Consider the following 17399-nt stretch of genomic DNA (forward strand, 5'->3'; position numbering starts at 1 on the left):
TTAAGTCGTTTATTTTGTGTAAAATCCATAATTGAAGTCTCCCTTCGGTACTTAATTCGAGGTCATGCATGACACTCTCTATCGTACCAAGGGGGCTTTTTTTATGCACATCGCAAAAACTTCGATATAAACGCAATTTACTTTATAACAGGAATGCTCCTCGTCGCTTCGCTTCTGAACAAAGCCCTTCCGCTTTTCTTATCACCTACTCTTCCCGCAGGCGTCTTCGTCTTGCACTCCGATCAACTGCTGAAGCCCTCTGGAACAACCCTTTAATCTTTATCAAAGTTCAAAAAAAGACTACCTGCAAGGTTTAACACCAAAGGTAGTCTTAACTATATATCCCTAGCGGTCCGGGTCTTTTGGATGCAGGAAGCGCGGCCTTCTGTTTTTGAGGGGCATCGGCGAGCGCAGGAATACGTCTCTGAATGCCCGGAAGTTGAATGGGATGAACGGCCACATATAAGGAATGTCGAATGATTTCATTCTTGATAGTGCTATGATCCAGGCCATGACACCTATTACGAAGCCGTAAACGCCGAATAATGCAGTGGCTGCGAGCAGAAAGATCCGCACGAGCCGGTTTGCCAGGCTGAGTTCATAACTCGGTGTGGAAAATGTCCCGATTGCAGCGATTGCAAGGTACAGGATCACTTCGTTCACAAATAGCCCGACTTCTACTGCAACCTGGCCGATCATCAGCGCAGCCACAAGACCGAGGGCAGTGGCGAGCGACGATGGTGTATGGATTGCGGCCATCCTCAAAATATCGATCCCTATCTCGATCAGCAGGAACTGAAGGAATAAGGGGACCTCTCCGGTTTCATTCGGTCCGACATAGCTGAATTGTGCCGGCAGCAGATCGGGCTGTACGGCAAATAAATAGTAGAGAGGAAGCAGAAAGATGGAACTCCACACTGCTATAAATCTTACAAAACGCAGATAAGCCCCAACCGAAGGCTTGTTACGGTATTCTTCTGCATGCTGCAAATGATGCCAAAATGTAGTAGGGGTGATCAGCACACTTGGAGACCCGTCCACCATGATGATGACATGCCCCTCATAAAGATGAGCAGCGGCGGTATCCGGCCTCTCCGTATACCTTACCATCGGATACGGGTTCCAGTGTCTGCCGGATATATACTCTTCCAGCGTTTTTTCACCCATAGGCAGCCCATCGGTGTCAATTTTCGAAATGGAATCCTTGATTTTTTTCACCAAATCGGGATCGGCGATATCCTCGAGGTATGACACGACAATGTCCGTTTTCGATCTTCTCCCGACCTGCATATATTCCATGCGGAGGGATGGATCCCGAACCCTCCTTCTTGTAAGGGCGGTATTAAACACGATCGTCTCAACATATCCGTCCCTTGAGCCCCGCACAACTCTTTCGATATCGGGTTCCTGCGGACCCCTGACCGGATAGGTCCTGGCATCGATGATGATGACTTTATCGATACGGTCCACAACGAGCGCCGTAGGTCCTGCCAGCACCAGATCCACGACTTTATTCAGGTCGTCCACCTGTTCAATCTCGATATACGGTATATAGGTTTTCAATAATTTTTCCAAGGCATTTTCTTCAAGCTGCTTTGGATCCAAACCTGAAAGCAGCTTCATTAAGTAATGCATGATATCATCTTTTACGAATCCATCAACCATGAACATCGCCATTTTGCGTTCTGCATATTCCAAGTCAAGCTGTATGACATCAAAACTCTTATCAACAGCCAGCACTTCTTTTAGAAAGCTCGTATTTTCCTCTATTTCTGCAGAGACAGGCTTTTTCTCCATCGACATTCCAGCCTTCACCCCTCATTAGTTAACATGTTTTACCATATTTACCATACTAGACAACCTGCACCTAAATCATACCTTGACACATATTAAAACACCTCATTACATAGTAATTAACAACCGGACAAACCATTGAGGTGAACGATATGAAACAAAAGTTGCTTCTTGCCTTCCCTTTTTTGATCCTTATGGTCATTCTTGCAGTCGGCATTGAGTTCATTTATCAGCCGAGGACAGAGGAGAGCATCATTTTTTTCCCTATCAATGAAAATGTTGCATATGAATCGGCTTCGACACTTCTCACTCTCGTTCCTGAAAAAAAAGATAATGTATATGAAGTGAAATGGAAGATCTCCTCGAAGCTGGATACACCTGCTTACCTGCGCCAGGATGTTGGTTTTCTATTTATCAATGGGAGACTGAAGGGAAAGCAGAATGAGTGGGAGCAGGATACCGATGGGATGGTTCAAGAAAAAACAATAGAATGGAAAGAAAGCAGCCTGTTGGAGGCGGTATCTTTCCATTATTCTGAGATTCATGAAAATGATGACACGGCCTATACAAGTGCACAAAAGATGACAGAGGATCGGCTCTACGTCATCGATTCTAATTTCAGTCCGCTCAATTCTTTCAGACAGCCTGGAACCGACGCAGAAAAAGAATGGAAGATGATCCTCGACAGGGTGACATCTCAGCAGCTGGATTATACATGGGAAAAAGCAATCCAAACACTCGGCATTCCCATTGACGAATATACTGCTGTACCACTTACAGAATTAACCCGGCTTGAGCAAGAACCCCCGGGAGGGTTTGAAAATCGAGAGTGGCAAAGGCTCATTGGAAACCTTTGGGAAGGACTGTATAAAAACTATTACTTAGGAATAAAAAAGGAAGACGGTACAATCGTCGATTCATTCGACAGTACCATCCCCCTTATTCTGATCAAGAAAGATAAAAAAGAAGTTCTTGTTCTTCTGGTAGATAAAGACGGAAATCCTTCATTATTGAGGCAGAGGGTGACTCCTTCTTAGGAACCTCCCTCTAATTCATCGACCAATCTTTTATATTTATCGTCTTTTTTATTCAGGCTGTACGCCTTTTCAGCATGTGTAAGTGCCTCTTCACGATCACCGCTGTCAATCAGGATCAGTGCCAGATTATAATGGGCTTCATGGAAATCATCCCTTTTTTCAATGGATCTCATCAAATTCTCTTTGGCAGCTTCGGTTTTACCAAGCTTTATTTCAGCATAGGAAAGATAAAAATATGTCTCTGCATTCGGCGTGCCTGTTTCAATCACTTCATTCAGCAATTCTTCAGCTTCCATCCATTCTTCGTCTGCAATTTTCTCCTGGGCCACGCCGTTCACTGTATTGATGTCCCAGTCAGAAGGGTTTGACTGCCGGTCGCCTGCATAAAACACACCGATGAGTACCACGGTTGCCGCCAGGATGAGTAACTGTCTGAAAATCCGGTGTTTGCCGGGGACACTGACAATTCCGGCAGCAAGGAAACCTCCTGAAAGACCGCCAAGATGACCGGCGTTGTCTATGCCGGGGATCGTGAAACCGAAGGCGAGATTCAAAAGAATGACCGCAATGATATTGAAGCCCATTGTTCGGAAGAAAATTTTCGGATACAGAACCCCGAAATAGAGCAGTGCACCGAAACATCCGAAGATTGCCCCGCTCGCTCCCGCAGAAAGGTTAGAGGTGAATAGGTAGCTTGCAAAAGAGCCTGCGATTCCCGACAGCATATAGATGAACACAAAGCGGAATCGTCCATATATTCTTTCTACAGCACTGCCCAGATAGTAGAGCGCCAGGGTATTCATGAGAAGATGCAGAAGCCCGATATGCAAGAAAATCGGCGTGATGAGTCTCCACCATTCCCCCTCGATGATCAATGGATTATATTTTGCCCCATATTCGATCAGAGCTTGAGGATCCTGGCTTCCCCCATTCATCTCGAGTACGGCAAACATGATGAGCTGCACTGTGATAAACAGATACGTGAAGAAAGGTTTTCCCCTATCGAATAACTCCCTTTCCTTTTTAACCTGCTTTGTCGACGCGCTGACAGCCCTGCTTCTCATCCATTCTACGTTGGCTTCAAGCACATCGGGAGGAAGCTCCCAGTCGCCATCCGTGAAAATCGGCTCCTCGTTCAGCGTTTCTTTTCCGGCTGCCTCATCAATGAGAATGGATTCAACGACAGCGTGCTCATTTCCTCCATTTTGAGTGAAAGTCCCTACTCCCCCGTCAACAGGCGGGTATGTGGTTATGTATAGATTCTTCATCTTCAAAGTTCGTTTATGCCGCTTTCTTCGTATCATTTCTGCATTCCTGATCGTCTGATCAATATCCCGTTCCAGCCAGGCTCCCCAGTCGAGGTCTTTCAGGCGAAGCCTTATCACATCAGGCTCTTTTAAGACTGTGGATTCGAACCAAATTTCATCCTGCTCCTGTGACAGATTCAGGATACGGTAGTGCTTTTGTTCGATCAAGTAAAGCGCCATCTTCCAAAACAGGTAATGATATCGTAAATTCACTACATCCACTACTTTCTGTTTTTTACAGGAACCCCGGAGGTTTCCTTGATTTACTGCTACTATAACCTTACCTTTTTTAGAATGTAAAGTTATAAAGGTCAAAGTCTAGTTATCGCATAAAAACCGCTCGAGAAGGAAAGTCCTTTTCGAGCGGTTTTTTCTACCTGAATGTACTTTGAATGAATTTCGAGCGAATTGCTGGTATGCTCATTGCTCCTTGAACAGCAAAGCGGCGGATAAGAAAATTCCCGAGGAGCAGGTTGAGTATCCGATAGCGGTTAGGCAGCAAAAACAGAATGAAGCTGCCGATTACGAGCCATTTGATCCATCCGTTCATCTTGATCCCTCCTGGGAATAGTTTGGATCATACCCCGGCAGATTATCCATTTATTATCACAAGCACACAAAAAAGGAACCCTCCAGCAAAAAGACTGGACAAAAAATTGACAGCTTCATTGTTCAGCCAAGCGTACCCTTTGCTTTGGACGGTCGCAGTGCCGCAATGAACGGCAGATTCAGTGGTGGAATTACACACCACACATGAGAATTCAGCCTGCCAAAATGCACCTGCCACGGTATCAAACACATTCCCAATAAATCCTGCAGCTGTGATCATGATGAACATCGGCCAGTTAAATGAACCCATGAAAAAGAAGAACAACAGAGATATAAAGAGAGCCCCCGCTATTGAAGCAATTGTGCCGATGAGGGATACGGCCCCGGAAGTCCCTTTTTCCACTCTCCTGAAAGAACGTATTGAAAGCGGTGATTTTTTGCTCAAAGGACCGATTTCAGAAGCCCAAGTGTCAGAGTTTGCTGCAGCGACAGCAGCTGCAAAGGAGTAGAGCCACCAGTCATTGCCGGTAAAATGGAATAATAGGATGAAGAGAACCGAGGGCCCCCCATTCGCAGCAACTTGCTGCCAGTCACGAACGGCAGTCTTAGCGAGCCGCCCTTCTATTTCTTTTTTTGAAGAGGAAAACAGCTTTGACCATATGCTGGAACTCAGGAAAAATGCCCCGATCAACAACAGGCCTCTCCAATGATAGAAATGGGTGATGATCAAGCCCATTAAAAAAGCGGATACGGCCCCTGAAGGGCTGAGATTTTTTGTTTTCCATCCCCCGCTTGAAACAAGCAGGATGATCAGATAGACGATGATGTTCTCATTCACAATGGATTCGTCCATTTTCAGTTATGATTTCAGCTACCGGAATATCGAAAGATTCAAGTGGAAGGTTCTCTACAAGCTGTTCACTGAATGCTAAAGATAAGGTATGCCCATTGAACCCTGAAAGGAAGCGGTCGTAATATCCCCCGCCGAATCCGAGCCGGTATCCTTTTTCGGTATAGGCAAGGCCCGGTACGATCACTGACTGAATGCTGTCTCTATGTACTCGTTTGGTAATGGAAGGAGTGGGTTCAAATAGTCCGTAAAATACTGTCTCAAGCTCTTGAAACGAATTGAGTTCATGAAAAATCAGTTCCTTCGTTTTAGGCATGCATTTCGGTACACAGATGGTCTTACCTTCCTCCCATCCCCTTTTGATGATGTTCCATGTATTTACTTCAGGGGGCTTTGAAACAGTGACTGCTACCACTTCACTGTTCTTCCAGAAATCAGACCGAAAGAAGCGTTGTTCAATTTCAAAACATTTTTGTTCATATTCCAATGGAGAAATCGCTTTTAACAGATCCAGCTGACTTCTTCTCAATTCTTTTTTGTCCATATCATCCCTCCTTTTCATTGATTATTATATCAGCACTTCAGCCGAATGCTAAAAAGAAGTATAAAAAAAAGCAGCGGATAAAATCCGGCTGCTTATTTCGTTTCGCGGTGAAGAGTCACACGCTTTAATTTCGGGCAATATTTTTTTAGCTCAAGACGATCTGGGTTATTACGCTTGTTTTTTGTTGTAATATAGTTACGCTCACCAGTTTCTGTGCAAGCTAAAGTAATGTTTACACGCATTATTATTTCCCTCCAAACTTCACTATCTTCATCTATTCATACGACTTTTCTATAATATCACTTTTCCTGCTGAAATGCTAGTCCGTTTTTCATTCTATCATTTAAAATTAATCCATTGCCTTCTACAGCACCTTCGACGGCAAACAGCTTACCTTGTTTAACTTCAAAAGGCTTGAACGTATATTCCAGCATATAGGCCATCATATGAAGGCCATTGGTGATGGGATAGTAATGCAGGCTTCCGGATTTCAACGATTTTTTCCACATTTGCAACCCTTTGAGATTTAAGGGATACACGGACTTTTTTATACTGTCTGCACTTGATACAACGTTAGACATCGCCATATCTCTTTTACTGTAATTGTAGAATGCATTTTTTGAGAGGGAAAGGACGCCTATTGTTTCTTCACAACAGGAAAGCCATTCCACCAGGAAGAATATTTTCAGCTTCTTGGTTTCCTTGGTGACGTTTTCCAATTCGAACGATAACGATTCCCCCCATTTCTCATTTCCTTCTGACAGATTGACTGTAATACCGTCGAATCCATCCGTCATTTTCTCGAGAGGTATATATGAACCGGCTTTCTTCCAGGCAATCCCTTGAATATGAAATTTTTTATTCGGTTTATTGTTCATCAGCCTCTACACCTTTTGCCAAGTTTTTATTTTTTTCCCATAGTATCTGGCAAGTTCCCTCGCCAGATTTCTTCGATCCGCCTTTGAATAAATGACAAAACCCCTGTCAGGATCACTTACTATTCTGGTCCAGCCGCCATCACGGTGTTCAATTTTGAATTCTTGTTCATCCTTAAATGGAACTGATTCAGTTTCCAGTAATTTAGCAACTACGAATGGCTTTTTCACTTTTGGACAGGCTACCTGGACCCTGGTAATGAATGGATCAAGGACGGCCGTCTCTGTCTTTCCGGCGGCAGGTGCGGTTTCAGGTGCGAACTGCCCTCTCATTAAATCCTCACGTGCTCTCTTGTATTCCTCCGGGTTTCCAATATCCCTCCAATAGGCGTTCGTTTTGAAGACATACACCTCTTCATTGTTATGGAGTAGTGACGGAATAAGATCATGACTGAAATCCAGTGCACCTTTCCGGAAATACTTCTGCAGAAGGAAGGGCTCGATGACATATACTCCTGTGTTAACCTCATTCCCCTTCCAAGAAGAAGGCTTTTCAGTAAAACCGGTAAGCTTCCTGCTTTGATTGGTATAGCAGATACCATATTCCCTTGGGTCCGGCACTTCTTTGGACACCAGCGTCATGGCAGCCTTTTTGCTTTGGTGGAAATGGATTACCTGATCGATCGGGATATTGGTGAAAGCATCCCCGCTCAATACGAGAAAAGGTTCCTCCAAAAGGTGCTTCGCCAAAAAGACCCCACCTGCGGTCCCTAACGGTTTCCTTTCTTCCAAGTACGTGATATTCACATTGAACCGGCTTCCGTTCCCGAAGTATTCTTTAATGGTATTGCTTTTGTAACATGTCGTAATGAGGATATCCCTGATCCCGTAGGATCGAAGCAGGTTGATGCTGTACTCGAGTATTGGCTTATTAAGGATCGGCACCATTGGCTTGGCGACTGAAATCGTATAAGGTCTCAGCCGCTTCCCTTCTCCTCCTGCTAAGATGACCGCTTTCATCATCGGAGTCCTTCTACTTTTGTATGGAGGAGTACATCATCATACACATTCATGGTCTGATCTGCGATCCGATCCCAGCTGAACATGGATTGTGCCAATTTCAGCCCAATTTCTCCCAACCGTTCCGATTTAGATGGCTCATGGAGCAATGAAAGAAGAATTTCAAATAAATCCGAGTCATTGTCAGGCTGGAATAATAAGCCGGTCTTCTCATGCTTTACAATGCTTTTCAGCCCACCCGTCTCAGATGCAACCACTGCTTTCCTGAAAGCCATTGCCTCAAGCGCAACAATGCCGAACGGCTCGTAAAGACTCGGAAAGATGACTGCCAGACAGTTTTTCAAATAACCATTTCTCTTTTCATCGGAAATGAACCCGGGGAAGAACACCATATCATCCAGATTTTCATTTTTAACAAGCTGGCGGTAATGCTCGAGCATCGGTCCTTTTCCGGCGATGATGAATGAAACCATGTGACCGTCCCGTTTTAACAGAGCAGCGGCCCTGATAAGCGTTTCAAAGCCTTTCTCATGCACCATCCTTCCAATGGAAAAGAAATACGGCCTGCTCTCATCAACTGATTGATCAAAGGTCATTTGACCGAGTCTTTCCAATTCAACTCCGTTGGGTATCACTTCAATAGGTGCTTCAAAAGTAAATAATGATCGGACTTCTTCCTTCATATGCTCACTGCACACGATCAAATGGTCGGACGCCGCAGCCAGCAATTGTTCTTCACGGTGTATCTTCTCCTGAAGTTCTGTATAGATCCCCTGATTTCTGCCGTGTTCGGTTGCATGGATGGTCGTAATCAATGGAAGAGAGTAAAATTCCTTCAGCTTGATGGCAGACGTTGATACGATCCAGTCATGGGCGTGAATATGTGTGATTTTCTCCTGTGAGATCAGTTCATGTGCATATTGAACAAAGGATTGGTTCAGATCAAACACCCATTTAAAGAAATTTTCTTCATAGGGATGCAGCGGATGCACACGGTGAATAGTCACACCTTCCACAGTTTCGTAAGGAAGAGTGTCCTTGGCCCTTGCAGTGAGGACGTGTACCTGCTTCCCTTTCTTGACCAGATTATTCGCTAAATCATAAACATGACGCGAAAGCCCGCCTATAATATTCGGGGGATATTCCCAGCTCAATATCAGGACGGCATCCTGTTTATCCTCATTCGGAGCAGTTGTCTTAGAATTCTGGGAAAGATCTAATAATTCATCTGACGGATAAGGATTCACTTTCTTGCGGTGATAAAAAAAGTGATCGTCCGTATTCCCGCCCATCATCATAGCGGCCGTCCTGTTAAAGGCTGAATCGTCAATGCCGGTCTCAGACATTCCTTGAATTGCTGAGATGAATTCTCTCATTAATTGTTTGAAGCCGGAAACACTTGTTTTCTTATCGGCCCTCAATCTCTCCATTTTTTCTTCCATCCAATGAATTTTCCGCAAATTCCTCATCTCTGCATCGTTCATGATCGGCGATTGTTCTTCCATCCCTATATAGCCGAAACCGATTCTTGCAAGTGTTGACGGTGCATTGAGCCAGTCATTTAAAGGCAGATCTGAATGGACCGGGAGTTTCTGTCCGTACCCTTCTCTCAAATTTTCATTTTGAAGATTTTCCGCAGATACCGGAATCAATTTCAACCCTCTTGGGCTGTGAAGGAAATCAGCCTCTTCATTCTCTTTCTCGCTGAACTTGTAAGAAAAGGAGGAAATGAAAGAGGCTTTAATCCCTTCCCTGAGAAGATAAAGATCGATTCCCGGCAGATAGGCTGCTTGAGGAAGCCAGAAGAATTCCGGATCGCGTCCAAGGTGTTTCTTGTAAATCCCGATGCTTACCTTAACCTGTGCCTCTATGCCGGTTGTGGTCCGGTAATGTGTCAACGGGACGGAGTTCATGGCAGTCGGGATGACCATCGTCTTTCCTTCATCAATAAGATTTTTATAGGCTTCTGACAAGTTCTTGTCCCAATTCAGCCACTGTGAATAGATCCTGACCCACTTCTCCTTTTCATCCTTCTCTCCCATCAGCATCCCCTGAAGAAATTCATCGGCTGCCGCAATGAATTCCTCTGTAGAAAAGATGCACAGCGCCAATGGATTCAAGATCACCGGTATAGGGCATCCATCATTTCTATTAAGCATTTGGATCAGATTTAACTGTTCCTTGAACAGGGCTGAACATCTTTCTAAAAACTCTTTATTATCTTCCATTTCCATAGCAGGTTCATTGAATCGGGGTATAATCATCACGTTCTGCCAATTGCTCATGCTTTATCCTCCTGCTCCATCACATAATAAGAGTAGGTGCTTACATGCTCCACCCATTTCGGTTCTTTCATTCTGCCTTGCTCAAATTCTTTTAATTCTTTTAAACTATGATATTCCGTATCAAGCGCAGTCCGGGGTGTATGAATGACATTGGACCGCTTTATTGCGATGAATTCCCCTGAAGGGGCCCGCATACCTAAATCCATGCAATAACTCCGGTTTTCCTTAAGGCCATTTATAAACCAATCACATTCTGATGAAGGAACGAATGAATCGGAATACGAGTGATGATTATGGCCATTAAATATGATCGAAGTGATATCATACAGCCTGAGAACGAAAGGTGATTCAACGTCCATATTGAAACGGTCTTTCAAATGATTCACCCATTCTCTGGAAACCGTCCAATAGCAGTAAATCCTGGATCCCGTTGAGTATGTAATCGTGAGGTCCTCAACGATTGGTCTGCGGCTTTGTTTTCCCGATGTTAATGCAGCTTTTTTCTTTACTCTCCCCACTCGGACATCAGTGTTTTTTTTCTCTGTTATGGTTTCCGCCGCCGCGATCTCAACGCTCCCCGATTCGAGCACCCTTTGGTATTTTACCCATTGATATTGAACCTTTCCTACGGTCGTACCCAGCTCTTTGGCAATTTTCCTGAACGAGATGCCCTTTTCTCTCATTATTATGATTTCATCCAGCACTAAAAGACCCTCCCAGCATTAAACAAATAGTATATGAATTCATCTAAATATTATGACAATTATCATTAAGTCAATCGTAACACCGTATTCAAAAACCTACAATAAACGCATTTTGTCGTATCTTGCTAAAGGAGAAGAAAACAACGCCTGTATAAAGAAAAACTTTAAAATAAATTCTCGAATTTTCCTAAACTGCAAATTTAAAACGGTTTCATTTATGTTACGACATATTTTTCACTGTATAAACCGGAAACCTTTTGACAAATAAATTAGATTTTTTACAAATTATTCTTTCCTTCTCTAGAGAACGCTCTGCCACTATGCTATAAATAAGTAAGAATAAACTGGCAAGAGGTGATATCTTTGGAAGCAATACTTATTGGATTATTGGGGTTTTCAATTCTATTATTCTTTCTATCTTTCTTTCAGAAAGACAGATATGCTGTCATCGAGAAAGAAGTGGAAGAGTTATCAATGACCGTACTGCAGGAAAATTATCAAATGAAGAAACGGGTGAAAGTATTGGAGGAAGAACTGATGATGGACGGGGAAGTATTTCAGGGACGCAATCCCTCCCCTAAGAAACCGATTCATGAAGTGGTAAAGAATCAGGTCATCGCGCTCCATCAGCAGGGGACACCGCTCGAACAAATCGCAAAACAATCAGCCCTTACAAAATCGGAAGTCGCACACATTATTTCCAAGCTTTAGAAAGGAGCCCACATGAACAAGCAGACAACCAGAGCCTTTTCAGCGGGCATCATGTTCACCGCCGCAATCATATTCATCTACGGTCTTTACTTTAATGAAGCGCCTTCGCAGAATGAAGACGCTCTCCCCTCTGGCATTATCATTATAAAAGAGTCAGAAATCAAGGCAAAAGAGAACGAAATCTCCGACTTAAAGAAACAGCTTGATCGATATAAGACTGGAACAGAAAAAGAGAATGCTCCCACCCAGACAGACAAATATCAATTGACACTCTCTATAAAAGCCGGGACGCCACCCCAGGATATTGAAGAGAAATTGAAAGATGTGAACATCATCAGTGAGGATGAGGATTTCGTCCAGTTTGTAGTTGATAATGGGTATGCTGATAAAATACAGATCGGTGAGTTTCTTGTTAACTCGGAGATGTCAGTGGAAGAAATTGCAAACACAATCATTAAATAAAAGGGCAACCTGTATAGTTTAATCAGGATTATAACAAAAGCTGGCTGACAAGAATTTTGTCAGCCAGCTTTCTTTGTTAACTCCATGGAAGGTATTGAGCTTTATCAATCGTTCAAATCGAAGCGCTCTCCGGTTACCAGATAAATGACATTCTCACAGATGTTCGTCACATGGTCGGCAACCCGTTCAATATATCTGCAAGTAAACGCAAGCTGAGTGATCTGGCTGATCTCGTCCGGATATTGAGGGATGTATGCCATCAGTTCCTGAACGAGCTTTCCGTACAACTCATCGACTTCATCATCACGGTCGGCTATCTTTCTTGCAGCTGCAGCATCTTCTTCGTAAAATGCTTTCAGGGCGTCTTCAAGCATTTCTTCTGCAATCGACAGCATCCTTGGGATTTCTTCAATCGGTTTGATCAGTTTTTGATCGCCTATGTGCAGAGTGGCTTTACTGATATTGGTGGCCATATCGCCGATCCGTTCAATCTCGGAACAAATTCTTAAAGCGGAGATGATTTTGCGCAAATCAGTTGCTACTGGTGACTCCTTCGCAATCAGTACGATTGCCATATTGTTGATTTCGTTATCAAATTTGTTAATTAAACGGTCATTGCTAATGATTTCCCTGGCTTTTTCTATGTCTTGATTTTTAAGTGTCTCAATCGAATCCCTAAGAGATACTTTTGCCAAATCAGCCATGTCGAATAATTTTTCTTTCAGTTCTTTCAATTTGTTATCAAAATGCGTTCTGTTCACCATGAATTCATTCCCCTTTATCGTCTTTTATGAACTTAAATCAGCCAAATCTGCCGCTGATGTAGTCTTCTGTCCGTTTGTCAGCTGGATTTGAGAAGATTTTATCTGTTTCGTCCAATTCAATTAAGTCCCCAAGAAGGAAAAATGCCGTTTTATCAGACACCCTTGCAGCCTGCTGCATATTATGGGTGACGATGACGATTGTATACTGTTTCTTCAGCTCTGCGATCAACTCTTCGATTTTCACCGTAGAAATCGGGTCAAGCGCGGACGTTGGTTCATCCATCAAAAGGACGTCCGGCTTTGTGGCAAGTGCGCGGGCAATGCACAGACGCTGCTGCTGGCCACCGGAAAGTCCGAGCGCTGGAGCATCCAAACGGTCCTTTACTTCATCCCACAGCGCAACATTTTTTAAGCTGGTTTCTACGATTTCATCCAGTTCTGCCTTCTTTTTGGTACCATGGATCTTAGGGCCGAAAGTGACATTGTCATAAATGCTCTGCGGGAAGGGATTACCCTTCTGGAAAACCATTCCGACGTTTTTCCTCAGCTCAACCAGGTCGATGCGGTCTGAGAGAATGTTTTTGCCTTTATAGTTGATCTCACCTGACATTTTGATTCCGGGTACGGAACGATTCATCAGATTCAACGTTTTGACAAACGTTGATTTCCCGCAGCCAGAAGGACCGATGATTGCGGTCACTTCCTTCTCCAGGATCGGAAATGTAATATTTTTTAGCGCATAGTTATTCCCATACCATAAATTCAGGTCATCTACATTGAATATCGTGTTCTTTTCTACAGCTGTTCTCATATTAAAAACCCCTCCATCCTCTTAAATCAACTGAAACGCCCTGAGATATAGTCTTCCGTACGTTTCTCTGATGGGTTTGTGAATATCTTCTCTGTCTCGTCAAACTCCACCAGATCTCCGTTATAAAAGAAAGCCGTTTTGTCGGAAACCCGCGAAGCCTGCCCCATATTATGTGTAACAATGACGATTGTATAGTCTTTTTTCAATTCAGTGATCAATTCCTCTATTTTCGCGTTGGAAATTGGATCTAGTGCAGATGCCGGCTCATCAAGCAGCATGACGGTTGGTTTCATCGCAATCGTCCTCGCAATACAGAGACGCTGCTGCTGACCGCCTGAAAGAGAAAGGGCTGATGTGTGCAGGCGGTCCTTTACTTCATCCCACAAGGCAGCCTTCCTTAAACTTTCTTCTACAATGTCCATAAGAGTACTCTTCTTTTTGATACCGGAAAACTTAAGGGCATGTGTGATGTTCTCATAGATTGATTTATTGAATGGGTTCGGTTTCTGGAAGACCATTCCGATTTCTTTTCTCAGTGCCACGACGTCAATGTTCTTCGCAAGGAGGTTGACATCCTCGTACATGATTTTCCCTTCAGCACGCGCAATCGGCACGAGGTCGTTCATTCGGTTGATTGTCCGAAGGAATGTGGATTTCCCGCATCCTGATGGACCGATTAATGCCGTAACCGCGTTCTTCTCTATTTTCATATTGATATTCTTCACTGCATGATTATCGCCGTAATAAAAGTTGAGGTCCTGCACATCCAAGATGATTTCTCTGGATGATTTCTTATAGTCCGATCTAATTGGTTTTTCTGTTAATTGTACAGACATCATTTATCACACCTTCTATTATTTTGTTGCTGTGATTTTCTTGTGTATATAGCTTCCAAGGAATCTGGCACCAAGATTAAAGATCAGGACAGAGATGATAAGAACCGCAGATGCGCCTGCAGCTTTTTCATCTACATCCGGGATCAACCCTTGTGTGTTTACTGACCAAATGTGTACCGCTAACGTTTCAGCAGGTCTGAAAAGATTGAGCGGGGACGTCGGTGAAAATGGATTCCAATCCATATAATTCAGTCTTGGTGTAGATAGACCGGCTGTGAATAATAATGCAGCCGCTTCTCCAAAAACCCTTCCCGATGCCAGGATTGCCCCCGTCAGAATGGATGGGAATGCGCCCGGGATCAAGACGGTTTTAACCGTATGCCAATTGGTAATACCTAGTGCGAGACTTGCTTCTTTCAGCTCCCTCGGTACACTTCTGATCGCGTCTTCGCTGACACGTACCATGACAGGCAGATTGAACACTGTCAAAGCAAGTGCACCGCCGATGATTGTGTAGCCCCAGCCAGTGATGTTAACAAATACTAATAAGCCGAACATCCCGATAACAATCGAAGGAAGGGATGCAAGTACTTCAATACACGAACGGATGGAATCCGTCACTTTACCAGGCTTTGCGTACTCAGACATATATATACCGCCGCCGACTCCAAGAGGGACAGTGATAATCATTGTGATCACCAGGATGTAGAAAGAATTGAAAAGCTGATCTCTGATTCCGCCGCCCGCGCGTACTGCGCTTGAAGGGGATGTAAGGAAATCCCAAGTAATATAAGGAACACCTTTGACTAAGATATATGAAAATAATGCTATCAATATTGAAATGATGATGGCCGCGATCCCGATAAATATACCGGTCGCAAGCTTATCGGCTCTTTTACTGTTCATTAGATTTTCCTCCTAGCAGAGAGATAACGGATAATCAGGATAAATATGAATGACATAACCAATAGGATTAGGCCCATTGACCATAGTGTATTATTTTCAACACTTCCATATGTTGTATGTCCCATATTCAGCGTGATGATCGTTGTCAATGTTGCAGAAGCATCCAATATACTTCCAGGCAGATCTCTTGTATTACCGATGACCATCTGGACTGCAAGTGCTTCACCAAAAGCCCTTGCCATACCAAGCACTACCGCTGTCAGCAAAGTAGGGAGTGCCGCCGGGATCAATACTTTTCGAATCGTCTGCCAGCGTGTCGCCCCTAATGCATAGGAACCGTCCCTTAAGCTCTTAGGCAATGAACTCATTGCGTCCGTTGCAATTGTTGTGACAGTCGGCAGGATCATGACTGAAAGCACAATCGTCCCTGCCAGCAGTGAGAATCCCATACCAGAGAAATTCTCACGAATAAACGGTACTAATACTGTAAGCCCTATAAATCCATAAACAACTGACGGAATCCCTACAAGCAGCTCGACGATCGGCTGCATGATTTTCCTTCCCCATGAAGGTGCGATTTCAGTCATGAAGATTGCTCCGCCGATACCAAGAGGGGCGGCAATCAATGCAGAAAGAATCGTAACAGCAAAGGATCCGAAGATGAACGGCAGTGCTCCATACACAGGGTTTTCTCCTGTAGGGCTCCAATCCGGGCTGGTTAAGAACTCAATGAGGCTTACACCATTTTTTATGAATGATTGCAATCCTTTCGTGCTAAGGAAAATCGTTATTGAAATGGTCGCTGCAATCATAATGATTGCAGATAACGTCACTAAGAACTTCCCTTTAAATTCCCCGTTCATCCAAGCTCTATTATTCTTCACTAGCCTCTTTGAGGCAGGCATATTTTTTTCCATACTCGTCAAACACCCCTAATACGATATAATAGGGCAAATGCGTACCCGCATTTACCCTATTGATTTATTGGAATACTGAATACTACTTCTTTGTTTGATTACCTTCTGCGTCGCGTTCCACTTCCATTTTTGTAGAAGCGATGTAACCTTGGTCTTTTAATAGTCCAGTTTGAACTTCCTCACTCATCATGTAATCAAGGAATTCTTTTGCAAGTCCTTCTGGTTCACCCTTTGTATAAGAGTGCTGATAAGCCCAGATCGGGAATTCACCTTTTTGTACATTTTCATCTGTCGCTTTAACACCATCTACTGATAGTGGAATCACACTGTCATCTGTGAAGTAAGAGAAAGCAAGATAACCGACTGCCCCATCCGTTTCAATGATGATTTTCTTCACAGTGTTTGATGAGTCTTCTGTGATTCCTTCAGCTGGAGTTTCACCATCAAGACCGTATTTCACGAAAGTTGCACGTGTACCAGATGAATCCGGACGGTTTACAAGCGTGATTTTTTGATCTTTACCGCCAAGCTCTTTCCAGTTCTTGATTTCACCTGTAAATACCTTTTTAAGGTCTTCTTTTGAAATGTCTTTTACACCAACATTCGGATTCACTGCAGCTGTCATACCAACGACCGCCACTTTATGGTCAACCAGCTCGTCCGCCGGAATTCCTTCCTTTTCTTCAGCAAACACGTCAGAATTACCGATTTGAACTGACCCCTCAGAAACCTGGGATAATCCTGTACCAGAACCGCCAGCATTTACCTGGATATCTGCTTCTGGATTTTCTGCCATGAATTCTTCAGCTGCCGCTGCAACCAATGGCTGCATCGCAGAAGAACCTGAAACTACGATTGAACCTGAGGCACCTTCGCCTCCGCCTTCTTCGTTACCTGCATTTCCATTTCCGCAGGCAGCCGCGAAAGCAACAAGCATTCCTACGATCAAAAGCAGTCCGTATTTCTTTAAGTTCTTCATTACGTAATTCCCCCTAAGAATATTGGTTGTTTTGTCCTACGAGTACTA

General features: G+C 43.8%; 19 protein-coding genes. 3 read left to right on the forward strand and 16 right to left on the reverse strand.

From position 1 onward, the window contains the following. Nucleotides 1-345: 345 nt before the first annotated feature. A complete protein-coding gene (locus tag BHE18_RS12525; protein ID WP_071619303.1) occupies nucleotides 346-1797 on the reverse strand; it encodes a spore germination protein in 1452 nt (483 codons plus the stop codon). Between the two features lie 149 nt (nucleotides 1798-1946). Between BHE18_RS12525 and BHE18_RS12530 the strand changes: the two genes are divergently transcribed. Continuing rightward, nucleotides 1947-2831: a hypothetical protein gene (locus tag BHE18_RS12530; protein WP_071618912.1), complete on the forward strand. Its 885-nt coding sequence runs from the start codon at nucleotides 1947-1949 to the stop codon at nucleotides 2829-2831. Here BHE18_RS12530 and BHE18_RS12535 read toward each other — a convergent pair. From BHE18_RS12535 to BHE18_RS12575, 9 genes are all read right to left on the reverse strand, one after another. Then, nucleotides 2828-4351, reverse strand: coding sequence for a rhomboid family intramembrane serine protease (locus BHE18_RS12535; RefSeq protein WP_071619304.1), 1524 nt, complete (start codon nucleotides 4349-4351; stop codon nucleotides 2828-2830). The two genes, BHE18_RS12530 and BHE18_RS12535, sit on opposite strands and share 4 nt — an antisense overlap. A 160-nt stretch (nucleotides 4352-4511) precedes the next feature. Continuing rightward, entirely contained in the window at nucleotides 4512-4688 is a 177-nt protein-coding gene (locus tag BHE18_RS23250) for a hypothetical protein (RefSeq protein WP_169792801.1), read from the reverse strand. Between the two features lie 42 nt (nucleotides 4689-4730). Further along, nucleotides 4731-5525 carry a DUF92 domain-containing protein gene (locus BHE18_RS12540; protein WP_071618913.1) on the reverse strand — a complete coding sequence of 265 codons (795 nt, stop codon included), beginning with the start codon at nucleotides 5523-5525 and terminating at the stop codon, nucleotides 4731-4733. Then, a complete protein-coding gene (locus BHE18_RS12545; protein WP_083573775.1) occupies nucleotides 5518-6081 on the reverse strand; it encodes a 5-formyltetrahydrofolate cyclo-ligase in 564 nt (187 codons plus the stop codon). Before BHE18_RS12545 ends, BHE18_RS12540 begins: the two co-directional genes overlap by 8 nt. A 92-nt stretch (nucleotides 6082-6173) precedes the next feature. Beyond that, nucleotides 6174-6323 carry a 50S ribosomal protein L33 gene (rpmG, locus tag BHE18_RS12550; RefSeq protein ID WP_064091498.1) on the reverse strand — a complete coding sequence of 50 codons (150 nt, stop codon included), beginning with the start codon at nucleotides 6321-6323 and terminating at the stop codon, nucleotides 6174-6176. Between the two features lie 57 nt (nucleotides 6324-6380). Next, nucleotides 6381-6959: a hypothetical protein gene (locus BHE18_RS12555; protein ID WP_071618915.1), complete on the reverse strand. Its 579-nt coding sequence runs from the start codon at nucleotides 6957-6959 to the stop codon at nucleotides 6381-6383. Between the two features lie 6 nt (nucleotides 6960-6965). After that, nucleotides 6966-7979, reverse strand: coding sequence for a nucleotidyltransferase family protein (locus BHE18_RS12560; protein ID WP_071618916.1), 1014 nt, complete (start codon nucleotides 7977-7979; stop codon nucleotides 6966-6968). After that, a complete protein-coding gene (locus tag BHE18_RS22725; RefSeq protein WP_083573776.1) occupies nucleotides 7976-10261 on the reverse strand; it encodes a glycosyltransferase family 4 protein in 2286 nt (761 codons plus the stop codon). Before BHE18_RS22725 ends, BHE18_RS12560 begins: the two co-directional genes overlap by 4 nt. Next, the gene (locus tag BHE18_RS12575; RefSeq protein ID WP_071618917.1) at nucleotides 10258-10965 is read right to left on the reverse strand and encodes a DUF4912 domain-containing protein; all 708 of its coding nucleotides are present in this window, start codon (nucleotides 10963-10965) and stop codon (nucleotides 10258-10260) included. The genes BHE18_RS22725 and BHE18_RS12575 overlap by 4 nt, the downstream gene beginning before the upstream one ends. A 363-nt stretch (nucleotides 10966-11328) precedes the next feature. Between BHE18_RS12575 and BHE18_RS12580 the strand changes: the two genes are divergently transcribed. Together BHE18_RS12580 and BHE18_RS12585 are read left to right on the forward strand one after the other, a co-directional pair. After that, nucleotides 11329-11676 (forward strand): hypothetical protein, encoded by a 348-nt coding sequence (locus tag BHE18_RS12580; protein WP_071618918.1) that lies wholly within the window; start codon nucleotides 11329-11331, stop codon nucleotides 11674-11676. Nucleotides 11677-11688: 12 nt separating this feature from the next. Beyond that, nucleotides 11689-12138 carry a hypothetical protein gene (locus tag BHE18_RS12585; RefSeq protein WP_071618919.1) on the forward strand — a complete coding sequence of 150 codons (450 nt, stop codon included), beginning with the start codon at nucleotides 11689-11691 and terminating at the stop codon, nucleotides 12136-12138. 104 nt (nucleotides 12139-12242) lie between these two features. Here the strand turns inward: BHE18_RS12585 and phoU are convergent, their stop codons facing one another. The 6 genes from phoU to BHE18_RS12615 form a co-directional block, all read right to left on the reverse strand. After that, nucleotides 12243-12902 (reverse strand): phosphate signaling complex protein PhoU, encoded by a 660-nt coding sequence (phoU, locus tag BHE18_RS12590; RefSeq protein ID WP_071618920.1) that lies wholly within the window; start codon nucleotides 12900-12902, stop codon nucleotides 12243-12245. Nucleotides 12903-12939: 37 nt separating this feature from the next. Next, nucleotides 12940-13713: a phosphate ABC transporter ATP-binding protein PstB gene (gene pstB / locus BHE18_RS12595; RefSeq protein ID WP_071618921.1), complete on the reverse strand. Its 774-nt coding sequence runs from the start codon at nucleotides 13711-13713 to the stop codon at nucleotides 12940-12942. A 26-nt stretch (nucleotides 13714-13739) separates the two neighbouring features. Then, nucleotides 13740-14549, reverse strand: coding sequence for a phosphate ABC transporter ATP-binding protein PstB (gene pstB, locus BHE18_RS12600; protein WP_141771883.1), 810 nt, complete (start codon nucleotides 14547-14549; stop codon nucleotides 13740-13742). Nucleotides 14550-14567: 18 nt separating this feature from the next. After that, entirely contained in the window at nucleotides 14568-15455 is an 888-nt protein-coding gene (pstA, locus tag BHE18_RS12605) for a phosphate ABC transporter permease PstA (RefSeq protein WP_071618923.1), read from the reverse strand. Next, on the reverse strand, nucleotides 15455-16372 hold the full coding sequence (gene pstC, locus BHE18_RS12610) for a phosphate ABC transporter permease subunit PstC (RefSeq protein WP_071618924.1): 918 nt from the start codon (nucleotides 16370-16372) through the stop codon (nucleotides 15455-15457). Before pstC ends, pstA begins: the two co-directional genes overlap by 1 nt. Nucleotides 16373-16454: 82 nt before the next feature. Further along, nucleotides 16455-17351 (reverse strand): phosphate ABC transporter substrate-binding protein, encoded by an 897-nt coding sequence (locus tag BHE18_RS12615; RefSeq protein ID WP_071618925.1) that lies wholly within the window; start codon nucleotides 17349-17351, stop codon nucleotides 16455-16457. Nucleotides 17352-17399 lie beyond the last annotated feature (48 nt).

The organism is Rossellomorea aquimaris (assembly GCF_001877785.1).
In the GTDB taxonomy this organism is placed as follows: Bacteria; Bacillota; Bacilli; order Bacillales; family Bacillaceae_B; genus Rossellomorea; species Rossellomorea aquimaris_A.